A 15,397-nucleotide genomic window follows, 5' to 3' on the forward strand; every position below is an offset into this window, starting at 1 on the left:
TCAGATCCTCTCGAAGTCGATCTTCTCGATGTCCTCGCGGTTGTCGTCGAGGATCTCCTGCAGGGAATCCTTGATGGAGCCCAGCGCCGTCTTGGGGTCGGTGCCGTCACCGTGCACCTGTGCGACGGCCGTGGAGATCTCCGTGACCGCCGACTGGAACCAGTTGGTGTAATCGGCGGTGCGGGCGTTCTCCAGCTGGTTGAGGGCCACCTCGTAGTTGGGGTTCTTCGCCACGAGGTCCTTGACCTCCTGGGTGTCGCGGGCGGCCTTGACGATCGGCACGTAGCCGGTGCCGATGTGCCACGTCGCGGAGTTCTCGGGCGTGCCCAGGAAGCGGAACAGCTCAGCGCAGGCGTCCTGGCGGTCCTTCGAATCAGCGCGGACGATCGACAGCCCGGAGCCGCCGGTCGGCACGGCCTTCTCCTGGCCCTCCTTGGCGAGCATGTAGGCGGTGCCGACCTCGAACTTGTCGCCAACGGCCTTCGTGGTGCCGGTCAGGCCTGCGGTCGAGCCGCGGATACCGGCGGTGACACCGGACTCGAAGTCGGTGCCAGCAGACTTGGCCATGTAGGCGACCTTGTCCTCGTGGGTCAGCTTGCGCTGGAACTCCAGCCACTCGATCCCCGGCGCTTCGTCAATGGTGACCTGGAAGTCGTCGTCACTGTTGCGGCCGCCGAAGCCCCAGATATCAGCCTGCGAGTGCCAGGCGTCGTCGGTGGAGAAGGCGAGCGCGCTCAGCGGCCGCCCCTCGACCTTGATCGAGGAGAGCTCCTTGCCGAACTCGGCGAGATCCTCCCAGGTCTCGGGGCCCTCTTCCGGCAGTCCGGCTTCCTGGTAGCGGGTGCGGTTGAAGTAGAACAGCGGCGTGGAGCGGGCGAAGGGCACGAGATAGGTCTGGCCCGCGGCCTTGCACTCGGGCGTGTAGTTGTCGATGTAGTTGTCGAGCTTCCACTCGTCATCGAAATAATCATCCAGCGGGGCGAGCGCGTCGGAGAAGTAGAACTGCAGCCACTGCATCTCGGGGAAGCAGACGATGTCGGGCACGGTGCGGGCCTGCAGCGCGGCGGTGAACTTCTGGTTCAGGTCGGCGTAGCCGCCCACGGATTCGGCGACCGCGACGATGTCGTTCTGCGACTCGTTGAAGGCGGTGAACAGGCCGTTGAGGACTTCGAGGTTGTTGCCGGTGAAGGGCGCCCAGAAAAGGATCGGGGTGCGGTCCTTGTACTCGTCGGGCACGGTGATGTCGGCCTGGCCGAAGCCGTCGCGGACGGGCTGGTCAGCGCCCTCCGAGCTGCCGCCATTGGGCGAGCCGCAGGCGGCGAGCGAGGCGCCGGCTGCGCCGAGCCCGAGAGCGGTCAGGATGCTGCGACGCGACGGGGAGAAGGAACGGGGGCTGGTCATGGACATCTCCTTGGGAAGGTCTGATCGGGTCGGGTCGTGGGATGGAGGTCGAGGTGGGACAGGGGCGGCGGCGCAGGGCCGACGCTGGGGCGGATGCGCCGTGAGGCGGCGATGTCCAGTGACAGGGCCGGGTCACTTCAGGGCACCGGCGGCGAGACCGCCGATGATCCGTTTCTGGCCGAGGAAGAAGAGCACGAGCATCGGCAGCGACACGAAGACGGTGCCGGCCATGATGGCGCCCCAGTTCGAGTAGCCCTCCTGGCTGCGCAGGAAGAGCAGGCCGATGGGCAGCGTGCGCATGTCCGTGGTGCTGGTGACGATCAGCGGCCACACGTACTCGTTCCATTTGCCGGCCATGACGATGAGGCCGGCGGTGAGGATCATCGGCGAGGACAGCGGCACGGCGATGGTCATCATGCGGCGCAGGTGCCCGGCGCCATCGATCTCCGCTGCTTTCATGATGTCCACGTCGATGGTGCGCATGTGCTGCAGCAGGAGGAACATGGCGAAGGCGCTGGCGATGCCGGGCAGGATCAGACCCTGGTAGGTGTTCAGCCACCCGAGGTTCGCCACGGTGATGTAGTTGACGATCAGCGTGACGTGGCCGGGCAGCATCATCGACGCGATGATCAGCACGAACACGATCCTCTTGAAGCGGAACTCGACGAAGGCGAAGGCGTAGGCGCACAGGATCGCCAGCAGGATCTCCAGCCCGGTGCCCACGACCGTGGTGATGATGGAGTTCAGGTAGAAGCGGTCGAACGGCGCGGTGGACCAGGCTTCGGCGAAGTTCGCCAGGGTCGGTTCGGTGGGGATCCACTGCAGCGGCCAGGTGTAGATGGCGTCCTGGGGTTTGAAGGCCGACGAGAACAGCCAGTACAGCGGAACGAAGAACATGGCGATGATGCCGATGATCCCGACCATGAAGAGGGCGGTCCGCCACGCCGGTCGACGCGGGCCGCGGGCGCGGCGGCGGAGCGGGGCGTCAGCGGTGTCGCGGATCTCGGACGAGTTGGTGGTGGCGTGGGTGCTCATGAGTCGTAGTTCACCTTCTTCTCTCCCACACGGACCTGGACGAACGTGAGGATCAGCAGAATGACCAGCAGGATCGTGGCGGCGGCAGAGGCGGAGCCGATGTCGAACTTCTGGAACGCCTCCTCGTAGACCATCCAGCTCAGGGTCGACGAGGAGTTCCCGGGCCCGCCCCCGGTCATGATCGAGATGATGTCGAAGGCCTGGGCGGCGGAGATGACGCCGGTGATGGACAGGAAGAACGTGATGGGGCTGAGCAGCGGCAGTGTCATGTGCCGCAGCAGCGTCCAGCCGTGGGCACCGTCGAGGGCTGCGGCCTCGTAGATATCGCGGGGCAGGTCCAGGATCGCGGTGTAGCAGATCACGGTGACGAACCCGAGCCGCTGCCAGGTGTAGGCGATGGTGATCGCCCACAGCGACCAGTCCGAGGTGGTGGTCCAGGCCGGTGAGGAAGCACCGACCAGGGAGAACAGCCAGCGCGAGAGCCCATAGTTGGGATCGAAGATGAACAGCCACAGGGTGCCGACGGCTGCGCCGGGCAGCATGTGCGGGGCGAAGGCCATGGTCTGGGCGAATCCGGTCAGCGGCAGTTTCGTGGCCAGCAGGCTGCCCAGGAGGATTCCGCCGATGATCGAGCCGACCACGCTGACGCCGGTGAAGATGAGGGTGTTCAGCAGGACCTGGCCGAAGGCGGGGTCGGTGAACAGGTCCTGGTAGTTCTCCAGCCCCACCCATTCGGGGGTGGGCTCCACGAAGTCCCATTCGGTGAAGCTGAGGCCGATGTTGTACAGCGAGGGGTAGTACGAGAACACCAGGATGGCCACCAGGTTGGGGGCGACCAGTGCCAGGAACAGGGCCGCGTCGCGGCGGGTGCGGCGGCGGCGCTGAGGGGATCGCCTGCGCTGCTCAGTGCGTGCCCGGATGGCGTCGTTCCCACGGTGCGGGGGATGGCCGGTGCTCCCGGGTGCCTCCGTGGAGTTCGCCCCGTGAACGGCGGCAGTGGAGAGCCCGTTGGCGGCGTCGGTGGGCCTCGCGCCCGACGGGGCAGCGGTGCGCGATGACGGTGACCTGCGGGTCGAGGTGGTCATGAGAGCGCTCCCAGTTCTGTGCTCGCTGTGAAGCGGTCCCGGTGCCCGTCGGGCTCCGGTCGGCGGGGACGACCACAACCTAGGGAGGGCCGCGAAGGTCGCGCCAGTACCCCTTTGACCTGGGTTAATGCCGCGTTAACGCACGATGGCAGTGCAGGTGGGAGCGCTCCCACCAGCGTTGGTTCACGGACGATTCGTCGGGATTTGCACCTCCCGTCCCCGCTCGTCCACTGCCTCGTCACCGGATGTGCGTCAGAAGTTCACCGTTTCCCGCCCTGGTCGCGTACACCACACGGGTCGACTTCACCGGACCGTCATCCCTAGGCAGAGGTCCCGTTCACGGACTCGACTACCCTGCTGCGATACCGATCCAGCCCCCGGTGCCGAGCGCTGCGATCCGGCAGGAGGGAATGCATGGGAAGGTCACGTCCACCGACGATGCAGGACGTCGCACGAGCGGCAGGGGTCTCGCGCTCCACCGTCTCCCGCGTGTTCCAGAACGGCGGCGAGAAGGTCTCCCCCGATGCCCAGATCCGCATCCACGAGGCCGCCCGCGCGATGGGCTACGTGCACAACCTCGTGGCCAGCGGGCTGGCCGCCCGCAGCAACAGGCAGCTGGGACTGCTGATCCGCGACGCCACCAACCCGGCCTACGGCCATCTGCACGCGGAGATGCACCGTGCGGTCCTGGCCGCCGAGCGCACCCTGGTCTCGGTCACCGCCCACCGGCACGACTACGGGGGCACGGAGATCGAAGGTCTGCATCGGCTCATGGGGCTGCGCGTGGCGGGAGTGTTCGTGGGCACGGGCGTCACCGCTGCCGAGGATCTCGCCGAGACGGTCACCGGGATCCCGATGATGATCGTGGGTCGTCCGAACAGTCATCCGCGGATCGAATCGGTCAGCTACGACGAGAAGGCGCACGGTCGCGACATGGCGGAGCAGATCGCCGCCGCCGGCCATCGCCGTGTCGTGGTGCTGGAGGCCCCCGTCCTCTACTCCCGGGTGTTCGACCTGCGCATGCGCAGCCTGGTGGACCGATGCACTGAACTGGGGGTGTCTGCGGTCCCGGTGGACCTGCTGCCCGTCGAGCAGGGCGTGGGGCGCGCCCTCGACGTCGCCCGGGAGGAGCGGGCCGGCTGCATCGTCTGCCCGGTGGACTACGTGGCGCTGGAGCTGCTGCGGGCGGCCGCCCAGCGCGGTCTGCGTGTTCCCGAGGACGTCAGCACCGTGGGCTTCGACGGGCTGGGTGACGGACTGGATCTGATCGGCCTGGCCACGATGCAGCTGCCGGTCCGGCAGGTCGTCCGCGATGCCGTGGTCCGCATGGAGGAGCTGCTGGAGGGGGCGGACCTTCCGGTGCGGCACTCACTGCACACCGGCACGTTCCTTCCCGGCCGCTCCCTCGGACCCCCGCCGGCCGGTCACAACTGCTGACCTGTCCCACCCCCGGCCGGACGGGACGCTCCCGTGGGGACGTTCCCGTTCCAGGATTCGCCCCTCGTGGAACGGGAACGTCCACGTGGGCCTGGAGCGCTGCGGCCGCAAGCCGGGCGCCCGCTCGCGCGACCCGCCTCTTGAGCTCGTCCCATGTTGAGCTCGTCCCATGTTGGGCTCGTCCCACCCATTGATCGAATATTCAATCACCGTGTACGGTGGTGGCCATCATGCGTGCCTTCGGATTCCTCAGCTTCGGCCACTACGGCCACGCCGCCGCCCACGGCGGTCTCTCCGCCCGGCAGATGCTCCACGACGCGATCGACATCTCCGTCGGCGCGGAGGAGCTCGGCGTCAACGGCGCCTACTTCCGCGTGCACCATTTCGCCACCCAATCCGCCTCTCCGATGCCGCTGCTGTCGGCCGTCGCAGCCCGCACCCAGCGCATCGAGGTGGGCACCGGCGTGATCGACATGCGCTACGAGAACCCGCTGCAGCTGGCGGAGGAGGCGGCCGCGCTGAACCTGATCGCCGATGGCCGGGTGGCGCTCGGGGTGTCCCGGGGCAGCCCCGAGCCGGCCGACCGCGGCTGGGAGGCCTTCGGCTACACCGGCTCCACCGACCCGCGGGGCGCGGACATCGCCCGGGAGAAGTTCGAGCTGTTTCTGCGGGCCGTGCGCGGCGAGCCGATGGCCCGCGCCTCGCAGCAGCCCTACGGCGCCCCCGTGCAGCCAGGGGCAGGACTGCGCATCGAACCCCATTCCCCCGGTCTGATCCAGCGGATCTGGTGGGGTGCGGGCTCGCGCGACAGCGCCGAGACCGTCGGCCGCCAGGGGCTGAACCTGATGAGCTCGACCCTGCTGACCGAGGCCACCGGCGCCTCCTTCGGCGAGCTTCAGGCAGAGCAGATCGATCGCTTCCGTTCCGCTTTCGCCGAAGCCGGCCACACGCACCGGCCGCGAGTGTCCGTCTCCCGCAGCGTGTTTCCCGTGGTCACTCAGCAGGATGCGCTGACGTTCGGGCTGCGCTCGGGCAGCGGTGCCGATCAGATCGGCATCATCGACGGGCACCGCTCCACCTTCGGCCGCACCTACGTGGGCGAGCCGGATCAGCTGTTGGAGCAGCTGCGCGCCGATGCTGCGGTGATGAGCGCCGACACACTCATGCTCACGATCCCCTCCCAGCTGGGGGTGGAGCTGAACCTGCACATCCTGGAGAACTTCGCGCAGCACGTGGCCCCCGCCCTGGGATGGCAGCCCAACACCGCCGGTCCCGTGGAGGGCGACCCCGCACAGCCGTGAGCGGGTCTCAGCTGACGGCGCGCCCCACGCTGTCACAGACATGAGCGCAGCGGGTGCTGTCGGCCCGTGATCAGGACCTCGCCCCGGTCTTCGCAACACCCCTCGCCCGCCCGCACCCGCTCCCGTACAGTGGGCAATCGCGGGCGCCGGTGGGAGCGCCCGCCGTCAGCCGAAGGGGAGGTCAGCGATGCCTGGGCCGCTGTCCCCCGTTGCCCCCGCCGAGCCCGGCACCGGCAGCGACTCGGCCCCCGGCACGGACGCCTCCCGCCACCTGCTGAACCCGGCTCGGAACGCGCACCCGATCACCCTGTGGGGCTCCTCCTCGATGAGCTCCGAGGGCGGCGCCGAGGGCACTCCCCGGCCGATCCGGATCCACGAGCACCTGGCACTGGCCGCCGCCCCCACTCCCGTGCACGCCTTCGGGGTCGGTGCCACGCAGTCCGGGCACGCCCTGCTGATGCGCGGCCTGGCCCGTCCTCGTATCAGCCCTGATCAGGGGACCGACAACTCGGGCGCGGTCCCCGTCCACCTGGACACGGACCTTCCGGCCTTCGGTCCGCTGCGCTGCCCAGGAGAGGTGGACGGCGTCGCGGGCACGCTCGATGCCACCTCCGGCAGCTGGCAGTTCGTGACCGATGACGCGGCCGCCTCGTTGCGCAGCGGCACCTTCCGCTCCTCCCTCGCGGAGGTGGCCGACGGCTCCCGACAGGTGCTGTGGCTGGGCAAGAACAACATCCTGCAGGTGGACACGGTGCTGGAGCACACCCAGCGCATGTGGGATGCCGCCGCGGATCCTGCCAACGACACCCTGGTGCTGGGGCACTGGCCCACCGAGCACGATGCGGCCGGCTCCCCCACCGGCGAAGCCCTCACCGCGGTCAACTCCGCGCAGAAGCAGAGGTACGGTGCGCACTTCGTGGATCTGCAGTCCCTTCTTTTGAGCGAGGAGGGACTGACAGCGCCTCCGGTCGCGCACCTGCGGCTGCTGGAGCAGGCCTCCACGCACGAGGCGATCGAACGCGGGGTGACGCCGCCACTGCTGGTCGCCACGGACCACATCCACCTCAACGGCTGGGGGAACCTGCTGGTGAGCTGGGCGATCGTGCGCAGGATGAGGGAGCTGGCATGGCTGTGAACCATCCTGCGCCCCACCGGCCCGCCGCCCCGCCTCGCCTTTCCGCCCCGCCTCGCCTTTCCGCCCCGCCTCGCCTTTCCGCCCCGCCACGACGTCCCGCCCCGCCGCGCCTCCGGCCGGGCCGCCCGGGTGTGGGTCCGGTCCTGCCCCCGGCCGCGCCACCTCAGTCGGCAGCATCGTCCCTGCCGAGCGCCCCGGCGCACTCGGTGGCTGCTGCAACGGCACCTCCCGCCCCGGCCGGCACGGCCACAACCGGCACCAGGCCCGCCCGTCGCTCTGTACTGCTGTTCGGTTCGGCTGCGGCCGCCGTGGCAGTGCCCATTGCGGGCCTCGCCCTTGTGACCAGGAGCTCGACCACCGATGACCCCGCCGCTGCACGGGCCGGCGGCATCCCCTCCCCCGGCCAGGTGCGGCCCGCGCTCGCCTCCTTCATCGACGTCCCAGCCGACCACCCGGCTGTCGAGGCCATCGCGTGGGCGCACGGAACGGGAGTGCAGCCCGGCCTGGAGGACGGCACTTACGCACCGGATTCCGAGGTCACCCGCGGGGAGCTCGCCGCTGCGCTGCATCGCCTGGCCGGTGCACCGGTGATCGACGTGGACGCCACACCGACCCTGCTCACAGACGTGCCGTCGGACCCCGAGCACGCCGCCGCCGTGCTGTGGCTGCACGGGCGGGGCGTGATCTGGGGTGATGCGGAACTGCGCGTGCATCCCGATGCCGCCGCCACGTGTGCCGAGGGAGCCGTGATCCTCACGGATCTGCTGGCACCGGCGTTGGTCGGGGCGGTGGTCGACGCAGCCCCGGCGCTCCAGGCGGTCCTTGCCGTGCTCGGCGGCTCGCACACCGTCGGGTCCGGAGACAGCAGTGCGACCCGAGGTGTCGCGGGGCTCAACGACGAAGCTCTCCGCGCCGTGGATCCGGATGCCCCGCTCACCCGGGCCCATCTCGCCCTGGCACTGCACCAGGTGGAGATCGCCCTCGTGAACTGACTGCAACGGCACCCCATCGATGCCGGCTCGGGGGAGCCGCGAGGCGGCCGAGCAGAGGCGAGCGAGGAAGACGTGGCAGAGCAGAGGCGAGCGAGGAAGACGTGGCAGAGCAGCGGCGAACGGGGAAGACGTGGCAGAGCAGCGGCGAACGAGGAAGCAGCACACACACCCCGTGGCCTTGCGGGCGATCGACGCCCCCTCCCGCAGCCGACACACGAGGAGTTGGCGCAATGGCGCCGTCATTTCGCCAACTATCACGATCTCGACCCGCCCCGGCCAGGTATGACGCACGCCACGCGCACGCATAGGCTTGCCGGCATGCCGATGACGCCTGCGCATGCCGCTTACCTCCGCCATCCCGATGTCCACGGCGACACAGTCGCCTTCACCGCCGCGAACGATGTGTGGCTGGCCCCTCTCGCCGGTGGCCGTGCCTGGCGGCTCACGGACGAGGGCGCGCCCGTGTCCTACCCTCGCTTCTCCCCGGACGGCGCGCACGTCGCCTACACCTCCCGCACCTCCGGCGGCCCCGAGGTGTGGGTGATCGCCTCCGACGGCTCCACCGCGCCCCGTCGCCTCACCACCTGGGGCCGCCCCTCGACCCGCGTGGCCGGGTGGCTGTCCGACGGGCGCGTGCTGGCCGCCTCCAGCTACGGAGCGCCCCTGGCCCGCGACATGCAGCTGTGGGCGATCGACCTCGAGGGCACTGCCGTCCTGCTTCCCCTGGGGCGCTCGGCCGAGGCCGCGATCCACCCGGACGGCACCACCGTGGTCGTCACCCCGTGGCGCCGCGAGCAGTCGGCCTGGAAGCACTACCAGGGCGGCACGGCCGCGAAGCTGTGGATCTCCCACGAGGTGCTCGCGCTGGACGCCTCCCCGGATCAGCACGCCGCCCGCCCCTGGGAGCCGCTGCTGGACGAGCTGCTGGCCTCCAAGACCCGGGTCGCCTGGTACGGGGACCGCCTGGTGTTCGCCTCGGACACCCCGGGCGCAGGCGCCGCACTCACGGATCGCGCCACCGCGAACCTCTGGTCGGTGCGGGCCGACGGCACGGACCTGCAGGTCCACACCTCGCTCACCTCCGAGACCGGGTACCTGCGCGAGCCCGCCACCGACGGCACCAGCATCGTGTTCACCTCCCGGGGCCGCCTGTTCGCGATGGACTCCTTGGACGCTGAACCGCGCGAGGTCGAGGTGCAGGCCACCGGCGTGGGCGCCTCCCGTCTGGCCCGTCCGGCGTCGGCCACCGAGAACCTGCTGGCCATGCGGCCGGTGCACGATGCCCGCGCGAGCCTGGTGGAGTGGCGCGGCAGCGCCCACGTGCTCACCCACCGCGGTGGGCCCTCCCGCCTGCTGGCCGGTGCCTCCGGGCTGCGCATCCGCGAGGTGCGCCCCCTGGGCCGCTCCCCCTTCGCACTGCTGGTCACCGACGAGCAGGCGCAGTCGGACCGCGAGGACGGCGGCGTCGGCTCGGACGTCCTGGCGGTCGCCCGCCTGGACGGCAGCGGGAAGCCCACCCTGCTGGATGTGGGCGATGTGGGCCGGATCCTGCACGCGATCCCCTCACCGGACGGCTCCAAGGTGGCGATCTCCACCCACGACAACCGGGTGCGCCTGGTGACGCTGCGCGGCATCGAGGACCCCGCGCTGACCTCTCACCGCGGCCGCAGCGCCGCGGCACGCACCACCGGTGAGGCCGGCCCCGAGTCCTGGCAGCAGGACGATGCCACCCCGCCCGAGCCTCCGCGCCTGGACCGCGTGCGGGAGGTGGGCCGCTCGAACGGCGGCGAGATCCGCGACCTGGCCTTCTCCCCGGACGGCCGCTACCTGGTGTGGGCCGAGCCGAACTCGTGGCTGCTGGGCCGGTTGATGATCTCGGACACCGAGGACGCCGACCCCACCGGCCGGGCCCTGACCTCCGGCAAGTACCAGGACGCCGCCCCGGCCTTCAGCGCCGACGGCAAGCACCTGGCCCTGCTGTCGATGCGCACCTTCGAGACCATCTACGACGACATGGTGTTCGACCTGGGCTTCGTCAACGCTGAGCGTCCGTTCCTGATCCCTCTGGAGCGCACCACCGCCGATCCCTTCGGTCCCCACCCGGACGGCTGGTCCGCCTCCGAGGAGGAGCCTTCGGGGGAGGGCAAGGACGGCCGGGGCACCGGCCCGTCGGCCCACGGATCCGGAGCCGACGGTCAGGGCGGGGCCCACAGCACCTCGCAGGGCGCGCAGGCGGAGGCGGCCGATCAGCCCGCCGGGGCCACCAGCCCCGCCGGGGCAGGCGATGCCCAGCGGCCGCCGCGCACGCACGTGGACCTCGATGCCGTCGAGTCGCGGATCGTGCCGTTCCCGGTGGAGTCCGGGAAGTACTCGCACCTGACCGCGGTCAAGGGCGGCTTCGTGTGGCTGCGGCACCCGCAGCTGGGCATCCTGGGCTCCGCCCGGGCCGGCGTTGAGGGCGGGGCGCCCACCCCCAGCCTCGAGCACTGGAGCCTGGCCGACCGCAAGCTGACCGTGCTGGCCGAGGGCGTCACCGACGTGGCGGCCTCCGGGGACGGGGAGTCCCTGGTCATCAAGCAGGGCAAGGACTGGGTGCAGGTGCCCGCCTCCCGCAAGGCGGAGGACCAGGACCCGGCCCGCATCGCGATCGACACCGCCCGCCTGCGGCTCACCGTGGACCCGGTGGCCGAGCGGCGCGGCATGCTGTGGGACAACTACCGGATCATGGCCCAGCAGTTCTGGCGGGCCGACATGGATGGTCAGGACTGGCACGCCATGACCTCCTGGTACGAGCCGGTGCTGGAGCGCGTGGTCACCGACGACGACTTCCAGGACATGTTGTGGGAGGTGGTGGGTGAGTTGGGCACCTCCCACGCCTACGTGCAGGGTGCGGTGTACACGGCGGATCCGCCGATGCTGCCCGGGTACCTGGGAGCGGATCTGGAGCGGGCCGGGGATCGCTGGGTGATCACCCGCATCCTGCCCGGCGACTCCTCGGATCCGGACGCCCGCTCCCCGCTGCTGGCCCCCGGTGTGGCCGCCCAGGTGGGCGATGCGATCGTGCAGGTGGACGGTCGCGAGGTGGGCCCGGACGGTGTGGAGCCGCTGCTGATCGGGGCGGCGAACCGTCCCACCGAGCTGGTGCTGGAGCGCGAGGGCGGGCACCGGCGGGTGGCGGTCACCCCGCTGCCGGACGACACCCAGCTGCGCTACCAGGCCTGGGTGGCCTCCCGCCGGGAGCGGGTGGAGGAGCTCTCGGGCGGTCGACTGGGCTACCTGCACATCCCGGACATGGTCTCCTCCGGCTGGGCGCAGATGCACCGTGACCTGCGGGAGGCCTCCACGAAGGAGGGCATCGTGGTGGACGTGCGGTACAACGCCGGCGGCCACACCTCGCAGCTGGTCACCGACCGTCTGGCGCGCCGCGTGCTGTCCTGGGACTATCCGCGCCACGAGGCCCCCGGCACCTACCCCGAGTTCGCCCCGCGCGGCCCGGTGGTGCTGGTGACCAACCAGGAGGCCGGCTCCGACGGGGACATCGTGAACGCGGTCTCCCAGGCGATGGGGATCGGCCCGGTGATCGGCACCCGCACCTGGGGCGGCGTGATCGGCATCGACGGCCGCTACGACCTGGTGGACGGCACCGGCATCACCCAGCCCAAGTACGCCAGCTGGTTCGAGGGCGTGGACTGGTCCATCGAGAACTACGGCGTGGAGCCGGACATCGAGGTGCCCTACCCGCCGGGCGCCTGGGTGGCCGATGCCGATCCGCAGATCGCACGGGGCGTCGAGGAGGCCCTGGCGCTGCTGGAGCAGAAGCCGGCCGCGGTGGCACCGCCGCTGCCGCCGGCCCGGTTCGCCTCCCCCTCGGCATCCACGACCTCGCCCGCACCCCGGCCGGCGTCCACGGAGCCGTCCGTCCCTGACCCCACCGAGGAGGGCTGACAGCTCATGAGCGCGGACATCGACCGCAGGATCCTCGACCTCCCGGTGAGCGTGGCGCACGGGGAGGACCGCAACTCCATGATGCTGGACCTGCCCGTGGGATCGATCGGCGAGCACGCCGACACGGGCGGGGTGTGGGAGCACCTGACGCAGCCGGAACTGCTTGCCGGCTTCGCCGGTGACCTCACCTTCGAAGAGCTCCAGCGGTACCAGCAGGACGCCGGGGTGCCAGTCAGTGAGAAGCGCACGTGACCGGCCGCCGATCATCGCGGCCAAGCACCGCACCGCAGCATCGGCTCCGTTCGCTCCGCGGGGCGCGCGCCCCGTTCCGCCGAGGCCGTCGGCTGCTCCTCCTGCTCGCCGGCGGTCTGCCGGCCGGTGCGATGCTCGCGGCCTGCGGTCCCGATGACGACACGCCGCCCGTCGGTGGGTCCGAGCTGCGGGCCAGCACCTGCCACCAGGGCCGCACGGTGGAGCCCCCCGCACCGGCCGAAGGGGTATCGGGCACGTCCGAGGTGGCGGTCGACCAGTCCGTGCTCGCCCCCGTCGGCCTGGCCGTGTCCCCGGACGGGGCCATGATCGCCGCCAACGCCGGTCGGGGACGCAAGGCGACCGGTGCCTCCGAGACCGCCGGAACGGTGTTGTGGAACGCCTCCGATGGCTTGGTGGCACGGCGCTTCGACAACGACCTCTCCGGGGCGATCGCGTGGAGTCCGGACGGTTCACTGCTCGCTGTGGGCGGCCCTCAGCACATCGAGCTGACCAGCCCGGATGGTGAGGTGTTGTGGACCCTGGACGGTCACGGCCCCCGGCTCGAGGGACTTGGCCGCTCCTCGATCCACGCCCTCTCCTTCAGCACTGACGGCAGCACGCTGGCCTCCGTGGGGCCGGACGGCACCGTAAGGCTGTGGACGGGGATCGGCAGCGGGTGCGCGCCGGCCCCGGTCCTCGATGTGCGCTCGCTGCTCCCGCTGTCCCTGAGCATCAGCCCGGACGACACCACCCTGGCGGTCTGCGGCACCGCCGCCCCCGTCCAGCTGTGGAACCTCGGGACCGCCGAGCGCATCTCCCAGGTGGAGGGACCGGAGTTCGCTCCCCGCGCTGTCGCCCACACCCCCGACGGCACAGTCCTGATAGGGACCGGGATCCCCGCCGAGAGCACGGCCGACAGTCCCGAGGAGGCGCGCCTGTACGCCCTGTCCCCGAGCGGCGACCTCCAGGAGGCTCCTCGGCCACCAGGGCTCGCCGCCGACACGATCGCCGTGACCGCCGACGGCAGCCGTGTCGCCGTCGGCAGCACCACCGACATCCAGGTCATGGTCTGGGACCGCTCCACCGGACAGCACGAGAACCTCCCCCGGGCCACTGGAGCGACCGGCCCCCTGGCGTGGTCGCCCGACGGCAGTGTCCTGTACGGCGCCTCCGCGTCCCAGGGTGTGATCGCCTGGGACGGCACGACCTGGACCACCTTGGAGACCCCGTGACCCCGCCCGCACCCCGACGTCCAGGGCCGCCGGAACGGTCCGGACGACACCGCCGGAACACGACGAAAGAGGCACCGTGACTTTTCCCAACATCATGGAGGACTTCCTCCGCGACCCGACCCCGGAGCATCGCGATCGACTGCGGGCGGCCATCATGGACGCCCCCCGGTACGACCCGCTGGTCTCGATCGCCGGTCTGCTCGCCGACGGATCAGGCACGGACACGAGCACCGATGAGGCGGCGGCGGCCCGTGCTGTGATCGACACGATCTGGGAGCACATGCCCGCGCTGTTCCTCAGCCCGCAGGCCCACCTCCACCTCGCCCGTGCCTACAGCACCGTCGGTGCCCACAAATTCTCCGAGAGGGAGCGCAAGCTGGCCGCCCTGTCGCTCGACAGCATCCGCGGTGACGGCACCGGCGGAGAGGACTCGCCCTACCAGGTGCTCCGCGTCGAGGACGAGTACGACCTGCTCGCCTCCTCTCGCCTCCGCTCCGTCGGGCAGACACTGCGGGAGAGCGACGAGCGTGCGTTCGACATCCACACCCTGGAGGACGGCGCCTCCCTCTGGTTCGAACTGCTCTGGCGTCGCCGGTCGTGATACCGGCACCCACGGGGATCGGCGACGACCTCCGTGGTATCCGGCGGCCCGCTGGCCCCTCCGCGGCCCCACGGCCTGTGCTGGACGGACGGATCACGGGTATGGTCTCGGTCCAGGGCTGCCCAGAGGGTCGCCCTGGGCCACAATGGGGGCATGTCCTCGAGCCGTGAGCCCCTGCGCCTTGTGCGGGGGGCTGCTGCCGCGACGGTCGTCACGGCCGTCGCGCTGACCGGCCACGTGCTGGGTGGGGGCCTGGTGCCGTCCTTCCTGGGCGTGCTGCTGCCGTGGTGGCTGTCGGTCGCGGTGTGCACGGTGCTGGCCGGCTCCCGGTTCTCCCTGCCGCGGATGTCACTGGCGGTGACCGGCTCCCAGGCCCTGTTCCACGGCCTGTTCATGGCCGGCACCCCGGGCGATCCGTCGGCCCATCTGGTGGCCCCGCCCGGGGATCACCTCGGCCACGGTGTCCACCACGGACATCTCGCTCCGGGAGGCGACGCCCTTGCCTCTCACGCCATCGGGCCTGTGGCCGAGACCCCTGCTCACACGGCCCACGGTGTGGGCGACCTCGCCCAGCACGCCCTGCACGGTGATCACGGCGGCGCGGCGATGATGCTGGGCCACCTGCTGGCCGCGGCCCTCACCACCGTGCTGCTGCACCGGGGCGAGAGCATCCTCCACCGCTGCTTCACCCTGGCCGCACGGCTGGGGCGCTTCTGGATGCGCCCTGCCGCCACCCCGACGATCCCGGTCCTCGTGACCCGTCCTCGTCGCGCGGCATCCGCACCCCTGCACCTGACGCACACCCAGCGCGCCCAGATCGAACCCCAACTTCGACGCGGTCCTCCCCTGGTCCTGGCCGCCTGACCTCTTCGGTCGGGCCGATCATCCACGGCACGCTCTGCGCGCACCAGACCATCTTCGACGCTCCCCCGCCGCCCGTGCGCGCCGCTTTCCGTGCGTCCAGCGCCGCGGTGGTGCGAG

Annotated in this window: 12 protein-coding genes; 9 read left to right on the forward strand and 3 right to left on the reverse strand. The window is 70.9% G+C overall.

The annotated features are described in order from the left end of the window. From M4D54_RS03150 to M4D54_RS03160, 3 genes are all read right to left on the reverse strand, one after another. Entirely contained in the window at positions 1–1,401 is a 1,401-nt protein-coding gene (locus M4D54_RS03150) for an ABC transporter substrate-binding protein (RefSeq protein WP_259890247.1), read from the reverse strand. Between the two features lie 132 nt (positions 1,402–1,533). After that, a complete protein-coding gene (locus M4D54_RS03155) occupies positions 1,534–2,436 on the reverse strand; it encodes a carbohydrate ABC transporter permease (RefSeq protein ID WP_259890248.1) in 903 nt (300 codons plus the stop codon). Continuing rightward, positions 2,433–3,521, reverse strand: a complete 1,089-nt coding sequence (locus tag M4D54_RS03160) for a carbohydrate ABC transporter permease (protein WP_228018779.1) — start codon at positions 3,519–3,521, stop codon at positions 2,433–2,435. The genes M4D54_RS03155 and M4D54_RS03160 overlap by 4 nt, the downstream gene beginning before the upstream one ends. Before the next feature lie 414 nt (positions 3,522–3,935). Here M4D54_RS03160 and M4D54_RS03165 point away from each other — a divergent pair, with 414 nt between their 5' ends. From M4D54_RS03165 to M4D54_RS03205, 9 genes are all read left to right on the forward strand, one after another. Next, a complete protein-coding gene (locus M4D54_RS03165; protein ID WP_193865047.1) occupies positions 3,936–4,958 on the forward strand; it encodes a LacI family DNA-binding transcriptional regulator in 1,023 nt (340 codons plus the stop codon). A gap of 230 nt (positions 4,959–5,188) precedes the next feature. Then, positions 5,189–6,259, forward strand: coding sequence for an LLM class flavin-dependent oxidoreductase (locus M4D54_RS03170; protein ID WP_193865046.1), 1,071 nt, complete (start codon positions 5,189–5,191; stop codon positions 6,257–6,259). A 187-nt stretch (positions 6,260–6,446) separates the two neighbouring features. Then, positions 6,447–7,394: a hypothetical protein gene (locus M4D54_RS03175; protein ID WP_259890249.1), complete on the forward strand. Its 948-nt coding sequence runs from the start codon at positions 6,447–6,449 to the stop codon at positions 7,392–7,394. Between the two features lie 338 nt (positions 7,395–7,732). Next, positions 7,733–8,386: an S-layer homology domain-containing protein gene (locus M4D54_RS03180; protein ID WP_259890251.1), complete on the forward strand. Its 654-nt coding sequence runs from the start codon at positions 7,733–7,735 to the stop codon at positions 8,384–8,386. Positions 8,387–8,704: 318 nt separating this feature from the next. Further along, positions 8,705–12,331: a S41 family peptidase gene (locus tag M4D54_RS03185; RefSeq protein ID WP_259890252.1), complete on the forward strand. Its 3,627-nt coding sequence runs from the start codon at positions 8,705–8,707 to the stop codon at positions 12,329–12,331. A gap of 6 nt (positions 12,332–12,337) precedes the next feature. Continuing rightward, the gene (locus M4D54_RS03190) at positions 12,338–12,583 is read left to right on the forward strand and encodes a hypothetical protein (RefSeq protein ID WP_259890254.1); all 246 of its coding nucleotides are present in this window, start codon (positions 12,338–12,340) and stop codon (positions 12,581–12,583) included. Between the two features lie 131 nt (positions 12,584–12,714). Further along, positions 12,715–13,815, forward strand: a complete 1,101-nt coding sequence (locus M4D54_RS03195) for a WD40 repeat domain-containing protein (RefSeq protein WP_259890255.1) — start codon at positions 12,715–12,717, stop codon at positions 13,813–13,815. A 76-nt stretch (positions 13,816–13,891) separates the two neighbouring features. Beyond that, entirely contained in the window at positions 13,892–14,416 is a 525-nt protein-coding gene (locus M4D54_RS03200) for a hypothetical protein (protein WP_259890256.1), read from the forward strand. Between the two features lie 153 nt (positions 14,417–14,569). Next, a complete protein-coding gene (locus M4D54_RS03205) occupies positions 14,570–15,280 on the forward strand; it encodes a hypothetical protein (RefSeq protein WP_259890257.1) in 711 nt (236 codons plus the stop codon). The last annotated feature ends 117 nt before the right edge of the window (positions 15,281–15,397 follow it).

The sequence above is a fragment of the Brachybacterium sp. p3-SID1565 genome (genome assembly GCF_025143785.1).
GTDB lineage: Bacteria > Actinomycetota > Actinomycetes > Actinomycetales > Dermabacteraceae > Brachybacterium > Brachybacterium epidermidis.